30 protein-coding genes are annotated in these 24,182 nt (G+C 34.0%); all 30 read left to right on the forward strand.

Going from position 1 to position 24,182, the window contains the following annotated elements:
- Positions 1 to 20 precede the first annotated feature (20 nt).
- Positions 21 to 1,274, forward strand: a complete 1,254-nt coding sequence (locus tag ACPLOV_RS04040; RefSeq protein ID WP_424910684.1) for a flagellar hook-length control protein FliK — start codon at positions 21 to 23, stop codon at positions 1,272 to 1,274.
- A 15-nt stretch (positions 1,275 to 1,289) separates the two neighbouring features.
- A complete protein-coding gene (locus ACPLOV_RS04045; protein WP_424908560.1) occupies positions 1,290 to 1,679 on the forward strand; it encodes a flagellar hook assembly protein FlgD in 390 nt (129 codons plus the stop codon).
- 18 nt (positions 1,680 to 1,697) lie between these two features.
- Positions 1,698 to 2,099, forward strand: a complete 402-nt coding sequence (locus ACPLOV_RS04050; RefSeq protein WP_424908561.1) for a TIGR02530 family flagellar biosynthesis protein — start codon at positions 1,698 to 1,700, stop codon at positions 2,097 to 2,099.
- A gap of 104 nt (positions 2,100 to 2,203) precedes the next feature.
- Positions 2,204 to 3,433, forward strand: coding sequence for a flagellar hook protein FlgE (locus ACPLOV_RS04055; RefSeq protein ID WP_424910685.1), 1,230 nt, complete (start codon positions 2,204 to 2,206; stop codon positions 3,431 to 3,433).
- 7 nt (positions 3,434 to 3,440) lie between these two features.
- Positions 3,441 to 3,698 (forward strand): flagellar FlbD family protein, encoded by a 258-nt coding sequence (locus ACPLOV_RS04060; RefSeq protein ID WP_424910686.1) that lies wholly within the window; start codon positions 3,441 to 3,443, stop codon positions 3,696 to 3,698.
- On the forward strand, positions 3,698 to 4,516 hold the full coding sequence (locus ACPLOV_RS04065; protein ID WP_424909373.1) for a flagellar motor protein: 819 nt from the start codon (positions 3,698 to 3,700) through the stop codon (positions 4,514 to 4,516). The genes ACPLOV_RS04060 and ACPLOV_RS04065 overlap by 1 nt, the downstream gene beginning before the upstream one ends.
- Positions 4,488 to 5,228, forward strand: a complete 741-nt coding sequence (locus tag ACPLOV_RS04070; protein WP_424909374.1) for an OmpA/MotB family protein — start codon at positions 4,488 to 4,490, stop codon at positions 5,226 to 5,228. The genes ACPLOV_RS04065 and ACPLOV_RS04070 overlap by 29 nt, the downstream gene beginning before the upstream one ends.
- A 24-nt stretch (positions 5,229 to 5,252) precedes the next feature.
- Entirely contained in the window at positions 5,253 to 5,693 is a 441-nt protein-coding gene (locus ACPLOV_RS04075; RefSeq protein WP_424909375.1) for a flagellar basal body-associated FliL family protein, read from the forward strand.
- A gap of 14 nt (positions 5,694 to 5,707) precedes the next feature.
- Positions 5,708 to 6,700, forward strand: a complete 993-nt coding sequence (gene fliM / locus ACPLOV_RS04080) for a flagellar motor switch protein FliM (RefSeq protein ID WP_424910687.1) — start codon at positions 5,708 to 5,710, stop codon at positions 6,698 to 6,700.
- Positions 6,693 to 7,775 carry a flagellar motor switch phosphatase FliY gene (fliY, locus tag ACPLOV_RS04085; protein WP_424910688.1) on the forward strand — a complete coding sequence of 361 codons (1,083 nt, stop codon included), beginning with the start codon at positions 6,693 to 6,695 and terminating at the stop codon, positions 7,773 to 7,775. The genes fliM and fliY overlap by 8 nt, the downstream gene beginning before the upstream one ends.
- 20 nt (positions 7,776 to 7,795) lie before the next feature.
- Positions 7,796 to 8,155 carry a response regulator gene (locus ACPLOV_RS04090; RefSeq protein ID WP_424909378.1) on the forward strand — a complete coding sequence of 120 codons (360 nt, stop codon included), beginning with the start codon at positions 7,796 to 7,798 and terminating at the stop codon, positions 8,153 to 8,155.
- A gap of 11 nt (positions 8,156 to 8,166) precedes the next feature.
- Positions 8,167 to 8,709, forward strand: coding sequence for a flagellar biosynthetic protein FliO (locus ACPLOV_RS04095; protein ID WP_424910689.1), 543 nt, complete (start codon positions 8,167 to 8,169; stop codon positions 8,707 to 8,709).
- Entirely contained in the window at positions 8,706 to 9,476 is a 771-nt protein-coding gene (fliP, locus tag ACPLOV_RS04100; protein ID WP_424909380.1) for a flagellar type III secretion system pore protein FliP, read from the forward strand. The genes ACPLOV_RS04095 and fliP overlap by 4 nt, the downstream gene beginning before the upstream one ends.
- 13 nt (positions 9,477 to 9,489) lie before the next feature.
- Positions 9,490 to 9,759, forward strand: a complete 270-nt coding sequence (fliQ, locus tag ACPLOV_RS04105; RefSeq protein WP_424909381.1) for a flagellar biosynthesis protein FliQ — start codon at positions 9,490 to 9,492, stop codon at positions 9,757 to 9,759.
- A 21-nt stretch (positions 9,760 to 9,780) separates the two neighbouring features.
- Positions 9,781 to 10,566, forward strand: coding sequence for a flagellar biosynthetic protein FliR (fliR, locus tag ACPLOV_RS04110; RefSeq protein WP_424910690.1), 786 nt, complete (start codon positions 9,781 to 9,783; stop codon positions 10,564 to 10,566).
- Positions 10,563 to 11,633: a flagellar biosynthesis protein FlhB gene (flhB, locus tag ACPLOV_RS04115; RefSeq protein WP_424909383.1), complete on the forward strand. Its 1,071-nt coding sequence runs from the start codon at positions 10,563 to 10,565 to the stop codon at positions 11,631 to 11,633. The genes fliR and flhB overlap by 4 nt, the downstream gene beginning before the upstream one ends.
- Positions 11,634 to 11,636: 3 nt before the next feature.
- Entirely contained in the window at positions 11,637 to 13,670 is a 2,034-nt protein-coding gene (gene flhA / locus ACPLOV_RS04120) for a flagellar biosynthesis protein FlhA (protein WP_424909384.1), read from the forward strand.
- Positions 13,667 to 14,842 carry a flagellar biosynthesis protein FlhF gene (gene flhF, locus ACPLOV_RS04125; protein ID WP_424909385.1) on the forward strand — a complete coding sequence of 392 codons (1,176 nt, stop codon included), beginning with the start codon at positions 13,667 to 13,669 and terminating at the stop codon, positions 14,840 to 14,842. Before flhA ends, flhF begins: the two co-directional genes overlap by 4 nt.
- Positions 14,835 to 15,710 (forward strand): MinD/ParA family protein, encoded by an 876-nt coding sequence (locus tag ACPLOV_RS04130; protein WP_424910691.1) that lies wholly within the window; start codon positions 14,835 to 14,837, stop codon positions 15,708 to 15,710. Before flhF ends, ACPLOV_RS04130 begins: the two co-directional genes overlap by 8 nt.
- Complete coding sequence (locus ACPLOV_RS04135) at positions 15,711 to 16,346, forward strand: flagellar brake protein (protein ID WP_424910692.1); 636 nt, start codon at positions 15,711 to 15,713, stop codon at positions 16,344 to 16,346. It begins immediately after the preceding gene.
- Between the two features lie 22 nt (positions 16,347 to 16,368).
- Positions 16,369 to 18,420 (forward strand): chemotaxis protein CheW, encoded by a 2,052-nt coding sequence (locus ACPLOV_RS04140; RefSeq protein ID WP_424910693.1) that lies wholly within the window; start codon positions 16,369 to 16,371, stop codon positions 18,418 to 18,420.
- A 2-nt stretch (positions 18,421 to 18,422) separates the two neighbouring features.
- A complete protein-coding gene (locus tag ACPLOV_RS04145) occupies positions 18,423 to 18,863 on the forward strand; it encodes a chemotaxis protein CheW (RefSeq protein WP_424909716.1) in 441 nt (146 codons plus the stop codon).
- A 2-nt stretch (positions 18,864 to 18,865) separates the two neighbouring features.
- Positions 18,866 to 19,498: a chemotaxis protein CheC gene (locus tag ACPLOV_RS04150; RefSeq protein WP_424909717.1), complete on the forward strand. Its 633-nt coding sequence runs from the start codon at positions 18,866 to 18,868 to the stop codon at positions 19,496 to 19,498.
- A complete protein-coding gene (locus ACPLOV_RS04155) occupies positions 19,476 to 19,955 on the forward strand; it encodes a chemotaxis protein CheD (RefSeq protein WP_424909725.1) in 480 nt (159 codons plus the stop codon). Before ACPLOV_RS04150 ends, ACPLOV_RS04155 begins: the two co-directional genes overlap by 23 nt.
- Positions 19,956 to 20,008: 53 nt before the next feature.
- Positions 20,009 to 20,635, forward strand: coding sequence for a sigma-70 family RNA polymerase sigma factor (locus ACPLOV_RS04160; RefSeq protein ID WP_424909726.1), 627 nt, complete (start codon positions 20,009 to 20,011; stop codon positions 20,633 to 20,635).
- Between the two features lie 26 nt (positions 20,636 to 20,661).
- Positions 20,662 to 20,982, forward strand: coding sequence for a hypothetical protein (locus ACPLOV_RS04165; protein ID WP_424909718.1), 321 nt, complete (start codon positions 20,662 to 20,664; stop codon positions 20,980 to 20,982).
- Between the two features lie 163 nt (positions 20,983 to 21,145).
- Positions 21,146 to 22,318, forward strand: coding sequence for a cysteine desulfurase NifS (gene nifS, locus ACPLOV_RS04170; RefSeq protein WP_424910694.1), 1,173 nt, complete (start codon positions 21,146 to 21,148; stop codon positions 22,316 to 22,318).
- 40 nt (positions 22,319 to 22,358) lie between these two features.
- Positions 22,359 to 22,745, forward strand: a complete 387-nt coding sequence (gene nifU / locus ACPLOV_RS04175; protein WP_424909721.1) for a Fe-S cluster assembly scaffold protein NifU — start codon at positions 22,359 to 22,361, stop codon at positions 22,743 to 22,745.
- Positions 22,746 to 22,748: 3 nt separating this feature from the next.
- Positions 22,749 to 23,825 (forward strand): tRNA 2-thiouridine(34) synthase MnmA, encoded by a 1,077-nt coding sequence (gene mnmA, locus ACPLOV_RS04180; protein ID WP_424910695.1) that lies wholly within the window; start codon positions 22,749 to 22,751, stop codon positions 23,823 to 23,825.
- Between the two features lie 119 nt (positions 23,826 to 23,944).
- Positions 23,945 to 24,127, forward strand: a complete 183-nt coding sequence (locus tag ACPLOV_RS04185; protein WP_424910696.1) for a hypothetical protein — start codon at positions 23,945 to 23,947, stop codon at positions 24,125 to 24,127.
- Positions 24,128 to 24,182 lie beyond the last annotated feature (55 nt).

Genomic DNA, 24,182 nt, shown 5'->3' on the forward strand with positions numbered 1-24,182 from the left:
TAGCGAAAGGAGGTGAGAAAATGGAAGGAACCGTGGTTTGTATTAATTGCAATCCGAACAATCAGAAAATTAAACCTGTCAATCTGAAGATTGATAAGATTAAAAGTAACAAGAGTAAATTTTTCAATAAATTGATGGAAGTTGAATTTAAACAGAAAATAGGTCTCATTAATGAAGAAAGCGAAATCAATGGTCAGGAAGAAAACATACTTTGGATGTTACTTTCATCTTATTATTTAAATTTTTTTCCTGAGGCTTCTAAAGGTCAGGATATTAATTTTATTCAGGATGAGATAAAAATACCAAATAATATTATCCCATCACAATTAAATAGTGGAGATGAAGGTAAAGAAATTGAAGAAAAAATTTGGTTTTTACTGAAGGAGATAATTTCGGATTACAAAACCAATAAAGACTTCGATGATAAATTTAACCAGCTTTTAGATATATTTGGTGTTGAAGATGTAGAAAAAACCGCATTAAAAGAGAAATTTATTGAAATTGTTCAAAAAGAAAGTCCAGAATTTCTTAAAGAAATGAATGGAGAAAAAAGCGAAAGGGATGGATCAATAGAAGTTACCCCGGGATATCATGATAAACTTGAATTGACGAATAGCAATAACAAAAATAATGCTATAAAAATACTAAAAGAAATATTGCCCGGTTCTTCGAATTATAGAAAGATTCCTTCAAAAGATTTGAGCATAGAAGAATCTGCAGTTTTGCCGGCACTCAGTAAAGAAGATATAGGAATTATAACTACTCCTTTGGAACCGGTAAATAAAGATGAAATATTTATAAAGGGAGAAAAAGATAAAATTGATTCTAACTTTTTTGAAGAACTGGTAGAAAAAATATCAGTTATAGCTAAGGACAAATCAAAAGAGCTTCATATCAGGTTAAAACCCGATCATTTAGGAGAAATGATAATAAAAGTAATAAATGAAGAAAAAAATTTAAAGGCTCAAATCTTTGTAGAAAATCCCTTTGTCAGAAAAGATTTAGAGGCAGGGCTTAATAATTTAAAAAGCCAAATAGTAAAACAGGGTTTTGAGGATGTAAACATAGAGTTAGTGAATGTTAAAAATGAGATGGGGTTTTACAACGACTTTTCCGGCAGGGAAAGGGACTGGTTTTACAAATCAACTAAACAAAAGAATAATTTTAAAATTGAAGACGCAAATGAGCCTTTCGATGTAGCAGAAATTACCAAAGGTAGTAAAAATATGTACTTTTGGAGTTTAAATCAAAGCAACATAGATTATTTTGTTTAATGGGAGGTGATTTGCTTGGTAGAACAAGTTTATTCTCCTTACCAGGTTATGAACACCTCGGTAAGTAAAAGGGATTCAGCTACAAAAAACCTGGGGAAGGATGAATTTTTAAAGCTTTTGATTACTGAATTAAAAAATCAAAATCCCTTGGAACCTTTAGACAGCAAGGAATATATAGCACAGCTGGCTACTTTTACTCAAGTAGAACAGATTCAGGAAATGAGAAGAGAATTGAGCTTTTTATCGAGCATTTCTTGGATAGGAAAGAAAGTAAAAGCTGTATATGAAGAAAAGGAATACTCCGGAGAGGTAAAAGGAATAGTTCTTGATAATAATGAAATAGGTTTACTCTTAGGAGATGAAGAAGTAAAAGTACCATTATCCAGTGTAAAAGAAATAAAATAGGCCTTTGGAGATGAGAAAATGAGTGATTTCATAAGGATTTCGGATTTAATGAATCCATTAAATACAATTGTAGAAAAAGTTGATAAAAACAAATACACTGTTGAAAAACAAGAAAAGGTAAAATCCGATGGCAAATTTAAAGAAATATTAGAAGAGAAATTAAAACAGGATTTAAAAATTTCAGGTCATGCAGCTATGAGAATGAAATTGCGAAATATGAATTTGAGCCAGGAGCAATGGGATAAACTTAAAAATGCTGTAAGTAAGGCTGAAGAAAAAGGAGTTAAGGAGTCATTGATACTCATGGATAATATGGCTTTTATAGTCAGTATAAAAAATAAAACTGTAATTACTGCCATAGATGAAGAAAACTTAAAAGAAAATGTTTTTACAAACATCGACGGTGCCGTGATAATATGAGCTGGACCGCGTTATGGGGGCTCATGAAACCCTGATGGACCGAGGGGTTTCCGGCACTTAAGAAATTAGTTAATTGAAAATAATTTATACGGAGGTAATATGCCATGATGCGGTCAATGTTTGCCGGTGTAACCGGCCTCAGAAATCATCAAATTAAAATGGATGTAATAGGCAACAATATTGCCAATGTAAATACGGTAGGGTATAAAAAAAGCCGGGTAACCTTTCAGGAAGCTCTGGCACAAACCATGAGAGGAGCATCAGCGCCTCAAAATGCAAGAGGAGGAACAAACCCCTTGCAGGTGGGCCTTGGTATGACCATAGGTGCGATTGATACAATTCATACTCCGTCAAGCCTTGAAACTACGGGCAATATGACCGACTTAGCAATTGAAGGAGATGGATTTTTTGTAGTTACCGATGGACAGGAAAGATATTACACCAGGGCTGGAAATTTTGGATTTGATGAAGAAGGAAATTTTGTAAATACTTCTACCGGTTATAAAGTTATGGGCTGGCAGAACGCTCAATCAAAAACTCCCCAAAACATTTCAACTATAACTATCAGAAAAGGAATGATGATGGCCGCAAATAAAACCGAAAATGTAGCATTTTCAAAAAACTTAAATGATGCGGATGAAGTTGGCACATCTTATATTATTCCTTTTAAAATATTTGACTCAAAAGGTAATACTCATAACTTAACAATAATTTTTACAAAAACCGGAGGTAATGCATGGAGCTATTCAATAAATAAAGATCCAAACGATACTGATTTAAATATAGAGAGAGGGGATACAGGTGATTTACAATTTACTACATCGGGAGATATTAATTTAGACGCAAGCAATATAGATACCCTTTCTATTACAATTAGCGGTGCTGATAATATGAATATTACCTTAGATTTCGCTAATGTTACCCAATATGCCAGGGAAACAACAATTGATTTATCTTATCAGGATGGTTATGCTGCGGGAACGCTTTTGGGTATTGCGATCGATTCATCGGGAACCATCACCGGGATCTTTGACAACGGCATAAATAAAGAGTTGGCACAGATTGCCCTGTGCAATTTTGATAATCCTTCGGGGCTTATGAAAGCCGGGAAAAATATGTTTAGAGAATCGGCAAACTCGGGTGTTCCCCAGATCGGTTTCCCCGGCACCGGAGGAAGGGGTTCCGTTTCTCCCGGTTCTTTAGAAATGTCCAATGTGGATTTAGCCGAAGAATTTACCCAGATGATAATTACCCAGAGAGGGTTTCAGGCAAATTCAAGGATAATTACCGCTTCCGATGAGATGCTGCAGGATCTGGTAAATCTAAAAAGATAAATATTAAGTGATTTATAAAAGGGCCCGGACCAGAAATGGCCCGGGCTTTTTAGAAAAGAGGTGCGAACTTTTGATTGAAGTAACAAGGCTTAATGGGAAAAAATTTTATATTAACGCCGAATTGATAGAAACGGTGGAATCCACCCCCGATACGGTGATAAAGCTTACTAATGATAAAACTTATTTGGTCGAAGAACCTCCCATGGTAATTATTTCAAAGATTATAGAATATAAAAGAAAAATTTTAAAAGGATGTGAATATTAATGGACCGGGCTACATTGCTTGGGATGATCGGGGGCATTGCGGTTCTTACCTGGGGAATTTACATGGGAGGAAGTTTATCGGCATATATAGATATTCCATCTTTTTTAATTGTATTTGGAGGTGTAATTGGAGCTGTTTTTATAAGCTTTCCCTTTTCAAAAGTTATTGAAACTACAAAAATTTTAAGGATAGTGTTTTTTGAAAAACAGTTAGAAGCAGAGGAAGTTATTTCAACTATTGTAAATTTAGCGGATATAGCAAGAAAAGAGGGATTGCTTGCCCTTGAAGACAGCGCATCCCAGTTAAAAGATGATTTTTTAAAAAGAGGGATTTTACTTGTGGTAGATGGAACAGATCCGGAGCTGGTTAAAAGTATTCTGGAAACAGAACTTTCCTTTCTGGAAGAAAGGCATAAAGAAGGTCAGAGTTTATTTGAAACAATGGGTGCTTTAGCACCGGCATTCGGTATGATTGGAACAATTATTGGATTAATTAATATGTTGAAAAGGCTTGACGATCCCAGCGCTGTAGGCCCGGGTATGGCCACTGCCTTAATTACAACTTTTTATGGTTCCATATTGGCCAATCTTTTATTTCTTCCTATAGCGGCTAAATTGAAAGTTAGAAGCAAACAGGAAATTTTAATTAAAGAGGTAATGATTGAAGGGGTACTATCCATTCAAGCAGGGGAAAATCCGAGAATTATTGAAGAGAAATTGAAAGCCTTTTTAGCACCAAAGATGAGAAAAAATATCAATGTTAAAAAAGCTGCGGAAAGCGGTGAGATTAATGCCAGCAGGCAGACGGCGAAGGTCTGAAGAAAATGATAAGGGTCCAGGATCCCCTTTGTGGATGACCACTTATGGAGATCTTATTACTCAAATACTTATATTTTTTGTTTTGCTTTATTCTTTATCAAGTATAGATACGAGAAAATTTGATTTAGCTATGACCTCTCTCCAGGGTTCTTTAGGGATTTTACAGGGAGGAAAAACTTATTATAAACAAGAATTCATTGAAAGCGGAACGGGACAAAATTACGTTGCAGAACGAGAAAAAACAGAACTTGAAAAGATAGGGAATGAGATAGAAAAAATAATTGAGTCCAATAATTTAAGAGGTATTAAGGTAGATATGGATGAAAGAGGATTAACTATACGTTTTTTAGAGGGGGCTTTATTTGATTCGGGTAAAGCGTTTATCAAGGACAATTCTAAGGAGATTTTAGACAAGATAGCCCCAATACTAAAAGAAAGCAATCATCATATAAGGGTAGAGGGACACACAGATAATGTTCCTATACATACGAGGGAATTTCCTTCAAACTGGGAATTGTCTACTGCAAGAGCGGTAAATGTGGTAAGATATTTTATTGAAGTTCACGGCATAAACCCAAAAAAGATTTCAGCTGCAGGGTACGGCGAATATAGACCTGTTGTACCCAACGATACCGATAAAAATAGGGCTTTAAATCGAAGGGTGGATATAATTATTCTAAAATCCAGTTTGGAAATGCAAGAACCGAATTAAGATAAAGAGTTGGAGGAGTTATAAATGGCAGAAATGGCGCAAAAAAAAGGAATGAGGAGAATCCTTCTAATAATTTTTATTGTTGTTATTTTAATGATAATTTCTGCATTTATGGCGTATTTTTTAACCAAAAACTTTTTATTTCAGGATAAAGCAAAAGAAGAAAAAAAAGTTCTTGCACCTTATCAGGCCGGTGAATTTTTGACAAATCTTGCCGATCACGGTTATATAAAAATTTCTCTTGTTTTTTTACTGGAAGGTAAAGATGCGGAAAAGGAATTAAAGCAGCGAGAATACGAAATAAACGACAGGATTTATTCAATTCTTCGGGCAAAAACCTTTGAATCAGTAAAAGACAGCAATGGTATGGAGGTATTAAGGGGAGAAATCAAGAATAATATAAATAAACTTTTGGAGAAAGCAAAGATTGTGGATGTGTATTTTAACAGTATTATTGTGAATTAAGGAGGGGGAAAAGGTTGTCAGATATTTTATCCCAGAGTGAAATAGATGCCCTAATTGCAGCTCTTACTACAGGTGAAATAAAGGTCGATGAGATAAAAAAAGAATCCCAGGAGAAAAAGGTAAAAATTTACGATTTCAGAAAACCCAATAAATTTTCAAAGGAACAGTTAAATTCAATAAAAGTGATTCATGAGAATTTCGGAAGGCATTTAATTAACTACCTAACTACCCAGCTTAGGACTTTGGTTCAGATAAGCGGTTCTCATGTGGATCAAATGCCTTTTGCCGAATTTTCTTCGTCAATTCCTAACCCCTCCATAATAGGAATAGTGGATTTTTCTCCTCTTAAAGGATCAGTGTTGCTGGTAACGAGTGTGGAACTTGCATATGCAATTATAGATAGGATGCTTGGGGGTATTGGAGAATACAAAGATAAACCGAGAGAACCCACCGAAATAGAATTGAACTTGATTATTAAGGTTTTTTCACGAATAATTAAATTAATAGAAGAAACCTGGAAAGATGTTTTTGAGGTACACCCGACTTTAGAAAAAATAGAAACAAATCCCCAGTACATTCAGTTAGTGTCTCCAAATGAAGCCACAGCCCTGATTACATTTAACATAAAAGTGGGTAAAACAGAAGGATTGATTAATTTGTGTTTACCCTTTATCGTAATCGAACCGATTATGCCCAAGCTTTCTACAAAAGCATGGCTATCATCTTCAAAGGAAGTATCTGATATTTTTTCTAAAAAATTAAATAAAAAGATTGAAGATATATCTGTGGAAATAAAGGCGGAACTCGGTAAAGCGATAATTTCTGTAAGGGATTTTTTGAATTTAGAAGTCGGGGATGTTATTCAGCTGGATAAAAATATAAAGCAGGAAATCGATATCTATGTTAAAGGAAATTTAAAATTTAAAGGTATAGTAGGGAAGAAAAATGAAAGAACCGCTGTAAAGGTTACCAGGTTTGTTGATGAAAGGAATGAGAATTATGGATGAAAACAGAATGCTTTCACAGGATGAAATAAATGAATTAATAGCAAGAATGAATGCGCCTTCCGAAATAATGGATTTATCAAGGGAAGAGAAGGATATTTTGGGTGAATTTGGCAATATTTCAATCGGTACTTCAGCCACTACCCTTTATACAATTCTAAGACATAAAGTAGTAATAACTACTCCCAAAGTGATGATTACTACTATAAATAAATTGAAAGAGATTTATTCAATACCCTTTATAGCTGTAATGGTAGATTATACTGAGGGGCTGGAAGGCAGTAATATTTTAATTATCAAAGAAGAAGATGCGAAAATAATCGCTGATTTAATGATGGGAGGGGATGGAAGAAATATAAATTTTGAACTTGATGAAATAAGGTTGAGCGCTGTAGGAGAAGCAATGAATCAAATGATGGGATCATCAGCTACTTCGTTATCGACCATGCTTAAAAAACCTATAAATATTTCGCCACCCAGAGTAAAAAGAATTATGCTTTCAGAGGATTCCTTAGAAAGCTATTTTAAAGAAGACGAACCGATTGTTAGGATTTCTTTTATAATGGAAGTGGGAGAATTAATAAAAAGTGAAATAATGCTCCTTATGAAGATAGAATTTGCTAAATCCCTCGTAAAAGAGTTAACTTCCTTTACAATGGATTCAACGGTAATTGATGAAGATATTAAGAAAGATGAGAAGACAATACCGGATATGGAATATAAGGGGCAAAAGCAATCATCTGTAGATAAGAAAGAAAAAATAGTTGTAAAACCTGTGGAGTTAGAGGAATTTTCTTCTGAAGAAGGTCCATACCAAAAGGCCAGTATTGAACTTATAATGGATGTTCCTTTGGAAATTTCGGTTCAGCTCGGGAAGGCAGTGAAAAAAATTAAAGAAATACTTGGCTTGGGCCCGGGTTCGATTATAGAACTCGATAAGTTAGCCGGAGAACCGGTGGATATTCTTGTTAATGGAAAACTTATTGCAAAAGGGGAAGTTGTAGTGATTGATGAAAATTTCGGTGTAAGAATTACCGAGATATTAAATTCTTCAGAAAGGGCAAGCCTTATTCAATAAGATTAGGAGGATGATAAATTATGTCTGGGATTTTGATAGTCGACGATGCAGCCTTCATGAGGATGATGATAAAAGATATATTATCCAAAAATGGGTTTCAGGTGGTGGGGGAAGCCGAAAACGGACTGATGGCTATTGAAAAATACAAAGAATTAAAACCAGGATTGGTAATTATGGATATTACAATGCCGGAAATGGATGGGATTGAAGCCGTAAAAAGGATCAGATCCCTTGACCCTCAGGCAAAAATAATTATGTGTTCTGCAATGGGTCAGCAAGCTATGGTAATAGAAGCTATTCAAGCAGGTGCGAAGGATTTTATTGTAAAGCCCTTCCAGCCGGATAGAGTTGTAGAGGCGGTAAGAAAAGCGATGGGGTAAGGAGATAAAAAATGAAAAGTAGGTTTATAATTGTTCTATTTTTAATGCTAACCGTACTTTCTTATAACTTCCAAATAATCGCTTTACCAAATAGCGGTCAAAATTATGACATAAAAAATTTAGAAAAGTATAATTTTGATAATCCGGATTCTCAAAAAACTTCCTATTCTTCATTTTACTCTGCTATAAATCTTTTGGCTTTTATTATTCTTTTTTCGATTGTATGTATTTTGGCCTTTTACTTTACGCGATTTTTATCTCTTAATAAATCCTTTTTTCAAAAAAGTAAATATATGGAAATTATTGATGTATTATCATTGGGCAATAAGACCAATTTATATATAGTTAAACTTCCCTCCGGCTATTATATTCTTGGAAATAATGAAAAAGGAATTTCTGTAATAAGTCAATTAGGTGAAAGGGAAATTGAATTGATAAAAGAAGCCGAAAATTTAAGCGGGGAAATGGGGAAAAAATTTGCCTCCCAGCTGGAATTATTTATCAAAAGAGCAATAAAATCTTTTGGAGCAAAAAATGGAGATGACAAAAAATGAAAAGATTCATTTTTAAAATTGCTGTAATTTTCATATTCCTGGCAGGAAAATTTACTATCGATTGCACCTTACTCCTCGCAGCACCGGAAAATAATTTACCCGTATTGAATTTTATAAAGCCATCGGGGACTCCTGCTGAAACCGCCACTACCCTTCAAATATTAATTGGCTTAACAATTCTTTCGCTTGCTCCTTCAATTTTAATAATGATGACTTCCTTTATAAGAATTATTATAGTACTTTCCTTTGTGAGAAACGGCCTCGGTATGCAGCAGGTTCCACCCAATCAGGTGTTAATAGGCCTTGCTCTTTTCATCACCTTTTTTATAATGGCTCCTGTTTTTAGTGACATAAATAAAAATGCGGTAGTGCCTTATTTAAATCAACAAATTTCCACGGGAGAAGCTATTAAGAGGGCAGAAAAACCTTTACGGGATTTTATGTTTAAACAGACAAGGGAAAAAGACTTAGCATTGTTTCTTCATTATGCAAAATTGCAAAAACAGGTAAATTCCCTTGATGACGTTCCTACATATGTTTTAATACCATCCTTTATAATAAGTGAACTGAAGACAGCCTTTCAAATGGGTTTTATAATTTTTCTTCCCTTTCTTGTTATCGATATGATTGTTGCGAGCACATTAATGTCAATGGGAATGCTAATGCTGCCACCTATTATGATTTCCTTACCTTTTAAAATATTACTGTTTGTTATGGTGGATGGATGGGATTTAGTGATAAAATCTTTAATAGCAGGATTTCATTAAGGACGGGATATAAATGAGTCAGGAAACAGTTATTTACTTAGCCAAAGAAGCCCTGGGTATTGCTATTCTTGTTTCTGCTCCAATATTAGGATTTTCAATGATAATCGGGTTGATCGTTAGTATATTACAGGCAACCACCCAAATTCATGAACAAACATTAACCTTTTTACCAAAGATTATTGCCGCAGTTATAGCTCTTTTGATTTTTGGGCCATGGATGTTAAGCACTTTGTTGCATTTTACTGAAACTATGTTTTTACAACTTCCAAATTTTATCAATTGAATAGGAAGATAGGGAAACAAAATGAATAATTTTTCGATTGCTTTACAGGACTTCCTAAAATTTTTATACATACTAATGAGGATTATCAGTTTTATGACCGTTGCTCCTGTGTTTGGAAGAAGGGAAACGCCTCTTCAAATAAAAATCGGTTTTTCGATGCTATTGGCAATAATTATTTTTCCTTTTATCGAAAATCAGGGTTTTAATTACGATATAATTGAGTTTATTTATTATACTTTGAAGGAGATTTTTACCGGCTTAATTATGGGCTTTTGTGTATTTACCATTTTTTCACTATTTTATATTACCGGACAAATGATAGATTTACAAATGGGATTTGGGATAGTAAATGTTATTGATCCACAAAGTAATACCCAAATTCCGTTAATGGGAAATTTTTATTATATCTTGGCTACATTAATTTTTTTGACAGTTAACGGGCATCATGTTTTGATTGCGGCTTTGATAAAAAGTTACGATTTTGTCCCCATGGGGAGGGGAAGTTTTGCTTCCTATAATTTATTAAATGTAATTTTAAATAGTTTTAAATACATGGTCATTACTGGCATTAAGATGAGTTTGCCGGTAATTACTATGATATTAATAGTGGATTTTATTCTTGCAATAATAGCAAAAATAGCCCCTCAAATAAATGTTTTCATAGTAGGTCTTCCGCTTAAAATTTTGATTGGAGTGTTTGCCATAATTATAGTTATCCCCTCTTTTATAATCGCTCTTGATGGGATTTTCAATGGTATTTACGATGGTTTATATAGCGTATTGAGGGGAATGATGACCTTAGAATGAATTTACAACTTTTTGCCCAGGAAAAAACTGAAAAGGCAACTCCCAGAAAGCGACAAAAGGCTCGGCAAAAAGGGCAAGTTTTTTCAAGCAGGGACTTGACTACAGCCCTTATGTTAATTGCTTCTATCTTTATTTTCAAATATTATTTAAAAAGCGTTATCAATGGCGTGATGAAGTTTATAATAGAAAGCTATAGCAATTTTTTCAATCAAGAATTAACAATGCAAAATCTTTCTCAAATATTTAATCAATCCTTGGTTTTGTTTTTATATGTAATAGTTCCTTTGGCTTTTGGAACTTTTCTCACCGGAATTATTGTCAATGTTTTACAAACAGGCTTAATATTTAATTTGGAACTCATAATTCCAAAATTTGAAAGAATAAATCCGATTGAAGGATTAAAAAGAGTATTTTCTACAAAAAGTTTGATAGAGCTTTTGAAAGTAATTATTAAAGTCACCGTTATATCTATATTTTCCTATAACGGCGTAATAACTGTTAAAGACGGAATTGATGAAATGATGGATATGAACATAGAACAAATTCTAAGTTTTTTTTCAGATGTTTTATTTAAAGTGGTTTTAAAAATTTCCTTAGCTTTACTTATACTGGCCGTTTTGGATTATCTTTACCAGTGGTATGAATATGAAAAAAGTCTCAGGATGTCAAAAGAGGATATAAAAGAAGAATTAAAAGAAATCGAGGGTAATCCTCAAATTAAAGCGAGAATAAGGCAGATACAAAGGCAATTAGCAAGAAGGCGAATGATGCAGGATTTAAAGAAAGCTGACGTGGTTATTACAAACCCCACTCACTTAGCTGTGGCTCTTTCCTATGATTCGGACAAACACGATGCACCTGTAGTAATTGCTAAAGGAATGGGGGAAATTGCATTAAAAATAAAGCAAGTAGCAGTAGAGGAAGATATACCTATTGTGGAAAATCCTTCACTTGCCCGTACTTTATACAAATCAGTAGAAATAGGTGAAACTATTCCCGAGGAGCTTTATCAAGCAGTTGCAGAAATATTAGCATACATTTATAGTCTGAAGGGAAGGAGAATTTAAAAGATGAAAATCGGAGATATTGCGGTAGCTTTGATATCCGTCCTCGTAGTAGTAATGATGGTGATTCCCCTTCCTTCTGCTTTACTGGATATTTTACTTTCGCTGAATATAACTCTTTCACTGGTGATATTACTGGTATCAATGAATACAGAAAAACCATTAAATTTTTCCGTTTTCCCCACACTTTTGTTGTTAGCCACATTATTCAGACTTTCTTTGAATATTTCTTCTACAAGACTTATATTGCTTTATGGTTATGCCGGTAGGGTAATAGAAGCTTTTGGTAATTTTGTTATTAAAGGGAATGTTCTTGTAGGACTTATAATATTTTTAATTATTGTTATTATTCAATTTATTGTTATTACCCGTGGAGCGGAGCGGGTAGCGGAAGTGGCAGCCAGATTTACTTTGGATGCAATGCCTGGAAAACAAATGAGCATAGATGCGGATTTAAACGCGGGATTAATCAATGAATCAGAGGCTCGAAGAAGACGTCAGGAAATTCAAAGAGAAGCAGATTTTTACGGAGCAATGGATGGTGCCAGCAAATTTGTAAAAGGGGATGCAATAGCAGGAATAATCATAACGGCAATCAATATTGTCGGCGGCCTTATAACCGGTATGGTATTTCAACAAATGAATTTTTCCGATGCAATTAAAAGATACGCTTTATTGACTGTTGGAGATGGCCTTGTAAGTCAGATTCCTGCATTACTTATTTCTACCGCTACCGGTATCATAGTAACCAAAGCTGCGGGAGAAGGTAATTTGGGGAACGATTTAGTAAATCAGCTTACAGCTTATCCCAAAATACTTTTAATCGCATCAGGGCTCTTAGCTTTTTTCGCTATAATACCCGGTCTTCCCCATATACCTTTCATAATTTTAGCGGGTATATTCGGCTATTTGGGCTTTTCTCTCCAGAATGCTTATAAAAGAGAATCTTTAAAAGAAAAGGAAGTTGAGAAAGTAAAGGAATTTGAAGAGATGCGAAAACCGGAAAACATTTACTCTTTGCTGCAGGTAGATCCCATTGAAGTAGAGTTTGGATATAGTTTAATTCCTCTTGCTGATAAGAATCAGGGCGGAGATTTAATGGATAGAATTGTAATGTTAAGAAGGCAATGTGCTTTAGAGCTGGGCTTCGTAGTACCGATGATCAGATTAAGGGATAATATACAATTGAATCCGGGAGAGTATGTAATAAAAATTAAAGGGGTTGAAGCTGCAAGAGGAGAAATTAAAATCGACCACTATCTTGTTATGAATCCGACCGGTGGTCCTATTGAAGTGGATGGGATTGATACTAGAGAGCCTGCTTTTGGATTACCGGCAAAATGGATACCTCAGGAAAAACGTGAAAGAGCAGAACTCTTGGGCTATACGGTAGTTGATGCCTCTTCGGTAATTACTACCCATTTAACGGAGGTTATCAAGGACTATGCCCATGAACTTATCGGTAGGCAGGAAGTAAAAAACCTTCTGGATGCAGTAAAAGAACATTCACCCTCTATTATTGAAGAATTGACTCCAAAAATTTTGAGTTTGGGTGAAATCCAAAAGGTCCTATCAAATCTTTTAAAAGAAAATATTCCTATTAGAGATATGGTGACGATATTAGAAACCTTAGGTGATTATGCGGTTCTAACAAAAGATCCGGATACCCTTACCGAATATGTAAGGCAAAGGCTGAAAAGAGTAATTACCAATAAATTTTTTCCCGAAAAAAGAGGAAGCGTGATCACCCTGGACAAACAGGTGGAAGATTTGATTTTAGATGCTCTTTCTAAAACAGAAAGCGGAGTATATTTATCTTTGGAACCTCAAATATTGCAAAAAATATTGAATTCGACTGCTGAAAACGTAAAAAAGGCTTATAAGCTGGGTATTCAGCCATTAATTCTAACGAGTCCCCTGGTGAGAAGGTATTTTAAAAACATTATCGAAAATAATATAAAAAATATTCCGGTCTTATCCTACGCCGAATTGGATCCAAATGTGGAAATTAAGGCCATTGGGATGGTGAAATTACAGTGAAAATAAAAACTTATATTGCAGATAATGTTCAGGAAGCGTTGTATAAGGTAAAAAGTGAGATGGGGAGAGATGCAATAATTTTGCAAACAAGAAAAATTAAAACCGGAGGCATCTTTGGTTTATTTGGTAAAACAAGGGTAGAAGTCATAGCGGCCTGTGAATTAGAACCTAAAAAATCCATTGAATCTTCAATAAATTTAACCCTACCAAGAATCAATATGAAGGCCTCCGAAAATATGTTTAATTACACGGAAAATATTAATGCTTTAAAATCTTCTATTGAAGAGAATCAAATTGAAGACATCAAAAATGAGTTACAGGAAGTAAAGCGACTAATAAAAGAAATTTATGATAATAAAGATTCTTTGGGCAAAAATGGATTCAAAAAGGCAAAAAGCTTTCAAGGGGTAATTGAAAGGTTAACTTCCATGGAGGTAAAAGATGAAGTAATAAAAGTAATTGTAAATAATTTAAAAAAGGACTCAAATGGCAATAATTCCAAAACTCTTTTGGAAAATGCTAAGAATGAGATAATTAAAATGATAAATCAGCCTGAACCAATAAAGATTAAAGAGATTCCTGCTAAAATAGCTTTAATTGGCCCCACCGGGGTAGGTAAAACTACAACTATTGCAAAATTAGCTGCACATTATTCTCTTAATGAAGGGAAAAAAGTAGCATTAATTACTTCGGATACATATAGAGTAGGGGCAGTAAGCCAGTTAAAAACATATGGAGAACTTTTGGAAATTCCTGTGGAAATACTTTATGAGCCCAAAGAAGCATCGAATATACTAAAAAAGCTGAACGGTTACGAAATTATTTTTTACGATACCCTTGGTACCAGCCCTAAAAATAAAATCTTTTTGAAGAAGATAAAGAATATCATAGAAGCAATAGAGCCGACGGAGCTCCATATGGTGATTAGCGCTACGACAAAAACAAGGGAAGTCGAGAATATTTTAGAAAATTATAAGGATTTAAATTATAACAAGCTTCTGTTTACAAAAATTGATGAAACCAACATTTATGGACTAATATTAAATGCTGTTTATTATTCTAAATGCTGTCTTTCATATATCACTACGGGACAAAATGTTCCGGATGATATCGAAGTAGCATCCCCTGTAAAAATAGCAAACCTTTTACTGGGAGAGAGTGATAATGCTTGATCAGGCCCATAGATTGAGAGAATTAATAAAAAGTAAAGAAAAAGCCTCAAAGCAGCTGAGAATAATAGCGGTATCCAGCGGTAAAGGAGGAGTTGGAAAAACAAATTTTTCTGTTAACCTGGCAATTATTTTAAAAGAGCTGGGGAAAAAGGTTTTATTGATTGATGCTGATTTTGGCCTTGCAAATGTAGATGTGATTTCAGGTATTTTCCCTAAATACAACTTATCCCATGTAATAAATAAAGAGAAAAAAATAGATGAAATAATTTTTAATGGACCTTCAGGAATTAAAATAATCCCTGGAGCTACGGGACTTTACGAGATGGCAAATTTATCGGAAGAAGAATTAGCAAACTTGATGAATGCCTTTGAAGCAATTAAATATGATTTTGATTTTGTAATCATTGATACCGGTGCGGGTATTCATAAAAATGTGGTTATTCTCCTTCGGTCTTCCAATGAAGTAATTGTAATAACAACCCCTGAACCTTCTGCTATTACCGACGCCTATGCTGTTATAAAATTGGTATTTAAGGATGTAAAAAAGATATATTTGGTAGTAAATAGGGTTGATAATTATAAAGAAGCGGATTTAACTGCTGGAAAAATTGCCAATGCGGCAAAAAAGTTTTTGAATGTGGATTTGGAATACTTGGGATATATCCTGGAAGACAAAGTTGTATCTAAAGCAAATAAAGAACAGGTTCCTTTTTATATAAAATACAAAGATAGCCTTTCATCCAAGTGTGTATTAAATATTGGTAAAAAACTTATATATGAAGAAATAGATCTTCCTAAAATCGAACCTTCTTTTGCTACGTGGTTTGAAAAATTAATTTCCAATTTTATACCTTCAGGGGGAAAATAGATGAAAGAGAAATTAATGGTAGGAATGAAAGTAGAAATAGAAATACAACGAGCGGAAGAAAAAATAAATTTTTTGACCAAAATTGAAGAAATAAAAGAAAATTCATTAATACTCGGTATGCCAATATATAAGGGGAATTATTTTTTTATTAATCTTTTAGAAGAAATTACCATATACTATTCGGTCAACGATTTATTTTATTTTTTTAGGGGAAAAGTAATAGACAAAAGTTATATACCTATTCCTGTGATAGAAGTAGAAATTTTAGAAGGACCTAAGAGGATACAAAGAAGAAGTTTCTTCAGGATTCCAGTTACATTAAAAATAAAGGTAAAAAATATTAATTCAATAAATTGGTGTGTTGCTTATATAAAAAATATTAGCGGCGGTGGAGCGTTATTACATACCTATATGGAATGCAATAAAAATGATATATTGGAATTGCGTATTCCGTTAGATAAAGAAACCCTTGAGGTTAAAGCCCGGGTTGTCAGAGTGGAAAAGGATATAATGCGATATATTAATCCCTTTGAAATTGCGGTGGAATATTATGATATTTCCGAGAAAGATAGAGATAAAATAATAAGATTTATTTTACAAGAGCAAAGAAAATTAAGAAAAAAGGGTTATTTTTAAATTTTAAGGCAGGGGTGTTATTATGGATAATAAATATTTAAATGTATTTATTGAAGAATCAAATGAATATATTCAAAAACTGAACATTGAACTACTGGAATTGGGAAAAAACAGAGATAGAAACGTAGATGAAATATTTCGTTATATGCATACACTTAAGGGTATGGCAGGGACTATGGGATTTGAAAAATTCACAGAACTATCCCATCAATTGGAGGACTTACTGGATGCAATAAGGTCCGGGAGCATTAGTATAAGTCCAGAAGTAGTAGATGTATTATTAGAAGGGGTGGACATTCTACAGGAATTCGTAGAGGAGATTGCGGAAAACGGACAGGAAGGAAATAAGGATATTTCAAAAATTATAGAAAAAGCAAAAATACTGATAAAGAATAATAATGAGAATGAAGCGAAAAATAATAAATATTTGATTGAAGAAAAGGAAAATAAAATTGAGCATTCCTTCAATGAATATGAATTAAAAATTTTTGAAGAAGCTTCTAGAAAAAACATGAATATTTTTCAGATAAAAGTTGTTTTGCAACGAGATTGCCTACTAAAATCTGCCAGGGCTTTTCTTGTATTTAAAGCCATAGAAAATTTTGGAGAAGTGATAAAAACAATACCTGAAGTCAAGGACATTGAAGATGAAAAATTTGATAGAGAATTTTATATTTATTTGATTACAAATACGAATAAGGACATTATTCAAAAATCCGTTGAATCTATTTCTGAAATAAGTGAAGTAATTATAACGGAAATTAATTTTGAAAATATCGCTCAAAAATATGGGTTATTTTTCAACTCTCAAAAATCCAGTAATAAAGATGAAAAAGTTAGTGCAACCACAGAAAATAGTTCAAAAGATATTAATAAAATAGGTGAAGAAAAAGATACAAAGGACATAAAAAAGAAATCGGGCAAGACTTTAAGAGTAGATATTGAGCGCCTTGATAATTTAATGAACCTTGTAAGCGAATTAATAATTATTAAAACAAGGCTGGAAGAGATAGAGGGAGATTTAGATAAAGATCAAGATAAAAGGGAAGCGATAGAATACCTTTCAAGGATTACTTCAAACCTGCACGATGCGGTTATGAAAGTACGGATGGTACCAATTGAAAATGTTTTCAACAGATTTCCGAGAATAGTATATGATTTATCAAAAGAACTCAATAAAAAAGTAAATTTAATCATTGAGGGGGCTGAAACCGAGCTTGACAGGACTGTAATTGATGAGATAGGAGATCCTTTACTTCATATTGTTAGAAATGCCATTGATCATGGAATTGAAAAGCCGGAAGAAAGAGTCAAAATAGGAAAACCTGAAGAAGGCAATCTTATAATGAAGGCATATCATGATGGTAATAATGTAGTAATTGAAATAAACGATGATGGTGCCGGAATAGACTGTGAACGTATTGCAAGAAAAGCTGTTGAAAAAGGTATTGTAGATGAAGCAAAAGCCTTGAGAATGAAAGAAACGGAACTTTTATCTTTAATTTTTGAGCCCGGGTTTAGTACAAGCGAAAAAATAACAGATATCTCCGGCCGGGGAGTAGGTCTTGATGTGGTTAAATCAAAGATAGAGTCCCTGGGAGGTAACGTAGAAGTCTATACCAAAAAGGGAGAAGGTACAAAATTTTTAATAAGATTACCCCTTACCCTTGCTATTATTCAAGCACTAATGATTAAGGTGGATGAGGAAAAATATGCGATACCTTTAAACACAATAAGAGAAACCGTTATCGTTTCTACAAATGAGATAAAAAAGGTTTACAAAAAGGATGTTATTGTTTTAAGAGGAAAAGTGATTCCGTTGATTAGCCTTCATGAACTCCTTGAAACAAGCAAGAAAGGATATATTAACGAAAAGATAATTGTGGTAGTTGTTAAAAAAGGAGAAAAAGACATTGGCCTGATAGTGGATGATTTAATAGGTGAACAGGAGATAGTTATTAAAAGCTTGGGGAATTACTTAAAAAATCTCAAATTTATTGCGGGTGCAACTATTTTAGGTGATGGTCAGGTGGCTTTAATTCTCGACATTAATTCATTATTTGAGGAGGAATAATAATGGATTTAGTAAAGCAGTATGTGGTATTTAAATTGGGAGACGAGGAATATGGGATTGATATATTACAGGTAAAAACGATTGAGAAAGTTTTACCCATTACTCGTATACCAAGAGCACCCCATTATGTTAAAGGTGTAATAAATTTAAGGGGTGAAATAATACCGGTAATAGATTTAAAAAAGAAATTCGATTTAAAGGAAGAAGAATTGACTCCCGAAGCAAGAATAATAATAGTTAGTGTCGCTGATGTTACAATAGGAATGATTGTAGATTCTGCTACAGAAGTTATTCAACTTCCTCAAGATTCCATAGAGCCTGCCAATTCAATTAAAGTAGGAATAAATTCTGATTTTATTGAAGGCGTGGGTAAATTGGAAGATGATAGATTACTGATTATCTTAAATTTAGAAAAATTAATTGGGGATGTGAGGGTAAATTAACAATGTATTCAAACTTTGAACTGGATGTTTTAAAAGAAATTGGTAATATTGGCGCTGGAAATGCTGCAACTGCGCTTTCAATAATTATTTCAAAAAAAGTATTGATTAAAATACCCGAGGTTATGATTTTACCTTTCAATGAAGTTATCGATGTCATGAAGGATCCCGAAAGTTTTGTAACCGGGATTTTTTTCCGGATTGAAGGAGAACTTGAGAGTAACTGTGTTTTAATTATTCCTGAAAAAGAGACAAAAAACCTTCTAAAACTTCTTTTAAAAAAAGATATAAAAGATTTATTTACATTGAATGATATGGAACAATCTGCTTTAAAGGAAGTAGGAAACATACTGGTGAGTTCCTTTGTTTCCGCACTTTCAGATTTTACAAAGCTAAATCTAAAAATTTCCGTTCCCAGTTTAGCATTGGATATGGCAGCGGCTATTCTAAGTTTTCCTCTGACTATATACGGTATAATGGGGGACACCGCTTTATTGCTCTCAACAGAATTTTACGGGGATTCCGATGGAGTCTTAATAGATTTTTATTTAATTCCGGATGATGATAAATCTTTTAAAAAACTTTTGAAAGCAATTGGAGTGGATATTTTTGACGATGATACGAGTGGGAATAGGTGAATTTAAATCTGCAAAAGCTCCTGCCGTTATTTCAACCCTTGGTCTTGGCTCCTGTGTGGGGATATGTCTTTGGGACGAATTTACAAAGGTGGGAGGGCTTGCTCACATTATGCTTCCGGATAGTAATTTAAGCACGACTAAAAATTTTAATCCCGGTAAATTTGCGGACACTGCCATACCTTTATTAATCTACGATATGGAAGAATTGGGGGCAAATAGAAAAAGAATGATTGCTAAAATTGCCGGTGGTGCTCAAATGTTTGAGATAAAATCCCAGATGGAAATGATGAAAATTGGCAGAAGAAACGTGGAAGCTGTAAGAAAAGCGCTTTCTCAATTTAATATAAAAATAGTGGCGGAGGATGTGGAGGGAAATTTCGGCAGGTCGATAGAATTTAACTGTGACACGGGTTTATTGACAGTCAAATCCGTGGGACGAGGTATTAAAATAATTTAAAATTTAATGCTTGAGGTGGTAAAGTGCGGGAAGAGGAGCTAACGGAAAAATTAATTAATGAATACAAAGCACAAAAAAGCAAAGATTCTCTGGAAAAGCTGATAGAATTATATATCCCGCTGGTAAAATATATTGCAGGTAGGTTGGCAATCGGTCTGCCTTCCTTTATCGATTATGATGATCTGGTCAGCCTGGGTATGTACGGTTTATTACAGGCTTTAGAAAGATTTGACCCGGCAAAGGGGGTAAAATTTGAGACCTTTGCTTTTTACAGAATCAAGGGAGCAATTACCGATGGATTAAGGAAAATGAATCCGATAAAAAATAAAAACACTGCCCTTTTTTCAAATTTCGAAGAAATTTCACCCGATGAGGACATTAGCGAGGGTGAAGAACATTACGGGGTTATGCTGTGGGATTTAATTAATATCAACAAAGATCTAATAAATGATCCCCAGTATGAACTGGAACTTTCAGAAACAAAAAAGGTTTTAGCTGAAGCTATTGACAGACTCCCGGAGAAGGAAAAGATTGTGGTATCTCTGTACTATTATGAGGGTCTAACTTTAAAAGAAATATCTCGAGTATTGGACTTAACCCCTGCCAGAATATCGCAGCTTCATTCAAAGGCTATTCGCAGATTGAGAGGATATTTGAGCAGAAAAAAGAAGTATTTATAGATAATAGAAATCCGGGGTGAAAGGGTATGTCAACAAAACCCATAGACTTTCAAATTACTATTCCCCGTACTTACGAAACTTCAAGGGTAGAGCATAATATAAAAGCAGCAAACGACAATAAGATGATGATCATAGCAAGTAATTTTAAAAATGAGGTAGAAATCTCAAAGAGAAAAGTTAATATATCTGAAAATGCCGGTGGAGTTAAAATTGAAAAAGAAAAAAATAATCGTGCTAAGGATGAGAGGAAAAAGGATAAAAAAAATCAAGAAATCTATGAAAGCAATGATGACAAAAAAGTAAATATGAGTAATAAAAAGACGTCTCATATAGATATACGAGTATAAATATTTTTTATATTATAAAATAGAATTATTTCTTGACATCTTGCAGATAAAAATATATATTATAATTAAAATCCTACTAAAATAGTAGGAATTATACAAAATAAAATGTGGAAATATAATTTTAGTTTAAAAAATTTTATTTGAAAAGATGGGAGATGAATATATGAAGAAAATATATATGGACCATGCAGGGACGACACCTGTAAGAAAAGAAGTTGTTGAAGCTATGCTGCCCTATTTTACTGAAAAGTTTGGTAATGCTTCTACAGTTTATTCCTATGGAAGAGAGGCAAGAAAGGCTGTAGAGGAAGCGAGGGAAAAGGTAGCCGCATTAATCGGAGCGGATCCAAAAGAAGTGTATTTTACCTCAGGGGGAACGGAAGCGGATAACTGGGCCTTACGGGGAATAGCTTACGCCAATAAGGAAAAAGGTAATCATATCATAACAACCGCTATCGAGCATCATGCAGTTCTTCACACCTGTGAAGATTTAGAAAAAAAAGGTTTCAAGGTTACTTATCTTCCGGTAGATAAATATGGAAAGGTTAGGGTTGAAGATGTAATTAATGCTATTAATGATAAAACAATATTAATATCTATAATGCATGCAAATAATGAAATTGGAACAATAGAGCCGATTGAAGAGATCGGCCAAGCATTAAAGAATTTTGATAGAAAAATTTACTTTCACACCGACGCAGTTCAAACGGTTGGGAAGATACCGGTGGATGTAAATAAATTAAACGTAGATCTATTAAGTATTTCCTCCCATAAAATTTACGGTCCCAAGGGTGTCGGTGCACTTTATATAAAGAAAGGGACCAAAATCCAACCTTTTATGACGGGTGGAGGCCAGGAATTTGGGAAAAGAGCTGGAACGGAGAATGTCTCTGGCATTGTGGGATTTGGAAAAGCTGCTGAGCTTATTGCCTCGGAATTAGAAGAGCAACAAAAAAAGCTATCTTACCTCAGGGATAAATTAATAAAAGGTATTATGGAGAATATTTCAGATGTTATTTTAAATGGCCATCCGGTAGATAGATTGCCGCACAATGTAAACCTTTGTTTTAAATATATTGAGGGTGAGTCGTTACTTTTGAACCTGGATCTAAAAGGGATCTGTGCTTCCAGCGGTTCAGCTTGCACCTCGGGTTCTTTGGAACCCTCGCATGTACTTTTAGCAATCGGTCTTCCCCATGAAATAGCTCATGGGTCATTAAGGCTTACCCTTGGAAGAGATAATACTGAAGAAGAAATTGATTATGTAATTGAGGCAATTAAAGAAATTGTTGAGAAATTGAGACAAATGTCTCCGCTGTACAATCAGAAGAAATAAGGTATAGATAATCTGTAAAGTTTGAAAGGGGAAAGTTTGAATGTATAATGAAAAGGTAATGGATCATTTTACCAATCCGAGAAATGTGGGCGAAATACCCGATGCCGATGGAATAGGTGAAGTTGGAAACCCGGTATGCGGTGATATGATGAAAATATATATTAAAGTAAAAGATAATATTATCGAAGATATTAAATTTAAAACTTTTGGTTGCGGAGCTGCTATTGCGACAAGCAGTATGGTAACCGAAATGGTAAAAGGCAAAACAATAGAAGAGGCTTTACAAGTTACAAATAAAGCGGTGGCAGAAGCTCTGGGTGGACTTCCCCCCATAAAAATGCACTGTTCAAATCTTGCCGCCGATGCCCTTCACGCTGCAATAAAGGATTACGAGAGAAAAAAAGCTGAAAAATCGGGCGGGGAATAATTTATGAATAAAAATAAGGTTGTAGTTGCCATGAGCGGTGGAGTGGATAGCTCTACTGCAGCATACCTTTTGAAAGAAAAAGGATATGAAGTTATTGGAGTTACGATGCAAATATGGCAGGACCCCGATGAGGATTATATATTAAAAGAAGGCGGTTGTTGTTCAATAGCTGCAGTTTACGATGCAAGGAAAGTTGCAGATAAATTGGATATTCCTTATTATGTGGTAAATTTTAAAGAAGATTTTAAAAAAAATGTGATAGATTATTTTTTGTCGGAATATGTATCGGGTAAAACGCCAAATCCATGTATCGTTTGTAATAAAGTAATGAAATTTGATCTGCTTTTAAAAAAAGCATTAGAAATGGATTCTTTTTATCTTGCCACAGGCCATTACGCAAAAGTTGAATACGATAAAAAAAGCAAAAGGTTTTTACTAAAAAAAGGAAGGGATAGGAATAAGGATCAATCGTATGCCCTTTATAATTTAACCCAATTTGAGTTAGAACATATTATATTCCCTCTTGGTGATTACACAAAAAGTGAAATTAGACATATTGCGGAAAAAGCGGGGCTTCCAGTTGCGCAAAAGCAGGAAAGCCAGGAGATTTGTTTTGTTGATGGGGATTACAAGGAGTTTGTAAAAAATAGGGTACCGGATAAAATAAAGCCCGGGTATTTTATTGATACAAAAGGTAATATACTGGGGAAACATAAAGGTATAGCTTTTTATACCATTGGTCAAAGACGGGGTTTGGGTATATCCTCAAATAGACCTCTTTATGTAGTTAGAATAAACCCTGAAGATAATTCTATTGTGGTTGGAGGCGAAGAAGAACTTTACCAAAAAGGGTTTACCGTTAATAATTTAAACTGGATTTCAATTGAAAAACTGCAATGTGAAAAGAAAGTTAATATAAAAATAAGGTACAACTTTGATGAAAAACCGGGAATTATTTATCCATTAGAGGATGGAAGGGTTAAAGTAGTTTTTGACGAACCCCAAAAATCTATCACTCCCGGGCAATCTGCTGTATTTTATGAAGAAGATGTGGTGGTAGGCGGAGGCATAATAGAATAACATAATTAAAAAAATAATATAAAAAAAGAACCTGACAGTCAGCAGGTTCTTTTTTTTATGAATAAAAAACAAATTCTGGGAAAACTAATAAAAAAGATAAATTTTGGAAGGTGATCATAATGAACTGCCCAATATGTGGCAAAAATGAGATCGGAAAGGTCGGTACGAATCAATATTTTTGCTGGGAATGTTTAATGGAATTTTCGGTGAATAGTAATAAAATTGTGGTTTACGAAGTAGCCGATGATGGATCGCTTATCCCATACATGGAAAAATTATGTCCTGCAGAAATGAGAAATTAATAAATTAAATTAAATAAGATTAAATAAGGGGGAAACAAAAGTTAATAATGTATTA

This window comes from Thermovenabulum sp. (assembly GCF_049723235.1).
In the GTDB taxonomy this organism is placed as follows: Bacteria; Bacillota; Thermosediminibacteria; order Thermosediminibacterales; family Thermosediminibacteraceae; genus Thermovenabulum.

Coding starts and splice junctions, on each gene's coding strand:
- fliP (WP_424909380.1), top strand. CDS start 8,706: ATGAAAAGATTCATTTTTAAAATTGCTGTAATTTTCATATTCCTGGCA.
- ACPLOV_RS04150 (WP_424909717.1), top strand. CDS start 18,866: ATGTATTCAAACTTTGAACTGGATGTTTTAAAAGAAATTGGTAATATT.
- fliY (WP_424910688.1), top strand. CDS start 6,693: ATGGATGAAAACAGAATGCTTTCACAGGATGAAATAAATGAATTAATA.
- nifS (WP_424910694.1), top strand. CDS start 21,146: ATGAAGAAAATATATATGGACCATGCAGGGACGACACCTGTAAGAAAA.
- ACPLOV_RS04185 (WP_424910696.1), top strand. CDS start 23,945: ATGAACTGCCCAATATGTGGCAAAAATGAGATCGGAAAGGTCGGTACG.
- ACPLOV_RS04070 (WP_424909374.1), top strand. CDS start 4,488: ATGCCAGCAGGCAGACGGCGAAGGTCTGAAGAAAATGATAAGGGTCCA.
- ACPLOV_RS04155 (WP_424909725.1), top strand. CDS start 19,476: ATGATACGAGTGGGAATAGGTGAATTTAAATCTGCAAAAGCTCCTGCC.
- ACPLOV_RS04075 (WP_424909375.1), top strand. CDS start 5,253: ATGGCAGAAATGGCGCAAAAAAAAGGAATGAGGAGAATCCTTCTAATA.
- ACPLOV_RS04165 (WP_424909718.1), top strand. CDS start 20,662: ATGTCAACAAAACCCATAGACTTTCAAATTACTATTCCCCGTACTTAC.
- flhA (WP_424909384.1), top strand. CDS start 11,637: ATGAAAATCGGAGATATTGCGGTAGCTTTGATATCCGTCCTCGTAGTA.
- ACPLOV_RS04090 (WP_424909378.1), top strand. CDS start 7,796: ATGTCTGGGATTTTGATAGTCGACGATGCAGCCTTCATGAGGATGATG.
- ACPLOV_RS04145 (WP_424909716.1), top strand. CDS start 18,423: ATGGATTTAGTAAAGCAGTATGTGGTATTTAAATTGGGAGACGAGGAA.
- ACPLOV_RS04050 (WP_424908561.1), top strand. CDS start 1,698: ATGAGTGATTTCATAAGGATTTCGGATTTAATGAATCCATTAAATACA.
- ACPLOV_RS04065 (WP_424909373.1), top strand. CDS start 3,698: ATGGACCGGGCTACATTGCTTGGGATGATCGGGGGCATTGCGGTTCTT.
- nifU (WP_424909721.1), top strand. CDS start 22,359: ATGTATAATGAAAAGGTAATGGATCATTTTACCAATCCGAGAAATGTG.
- fliR (WP_424910690.1), top strand. CDS start 9,781: ATGAATAATTTTTCGATTGCTTTACAGGACTTCCTAAAATTTTTATAC.
- ACPLOV_RS04130 (WP_424910691.1), top strand. CDS start 14,835: ATGCTTGATCAGGCCCATAGATTGAGAGAATTAATAAAAAGTAAAGAA.
- ACPLOV_RS04135 (WP_424910692.1), top strand. CDS start 15,711: ATGAAAGAGAAATTAATGGTAGGAATGAAAGTAGAAATAGAAATACAA.
- fliQ (WP_424909381.1), top strand. CDS start 9,490: ATGAGTCAGGAAACAGTTATTTACTTAGCCAAAGAAGCCCTGGGTATT.
- ACPLOV_RS04055 (WP_424910685.1), top strand. CDS start 2,204: ATGATGCGGTCAATGTTTGCCGGTGTAACCGGCCTCAGAAATCATCAA.
- ACPLOV_RS04095 (WP_424910689.1), top strand. CDS start 8,167: ATGAAAAGTAGGTTTATAATTGTTCTATTTTTAATGCTAACCGTACTT.
- ACPLOV_RS04140 (WP_424910693.1), top strand. CDS start 16,369: ATGGATAATAAATATTTAAATGTATTTATTGAAGAATCAAATGAATAT.
- flhB (WP_424909383.1), top strand. CDS start 10,563: ATGAATTTACAACTTTTTGCCCAGGAAAAAACTGAAAAGGCAACTCCC.
- ACPLOV_RS04040 (WP_424910684.1), top strand. CDS start 21: ATGGAAGGAACCGTGGTTTGTATTAATTGCAATCCGAACAATCAGAAA.
- mnmA (WP_424910695.1), top strand. CDS start 22,749: ATGAATAAAAATAAGGTTGTAGTTGCCATGAGCGGTGGAGTGGATAGC.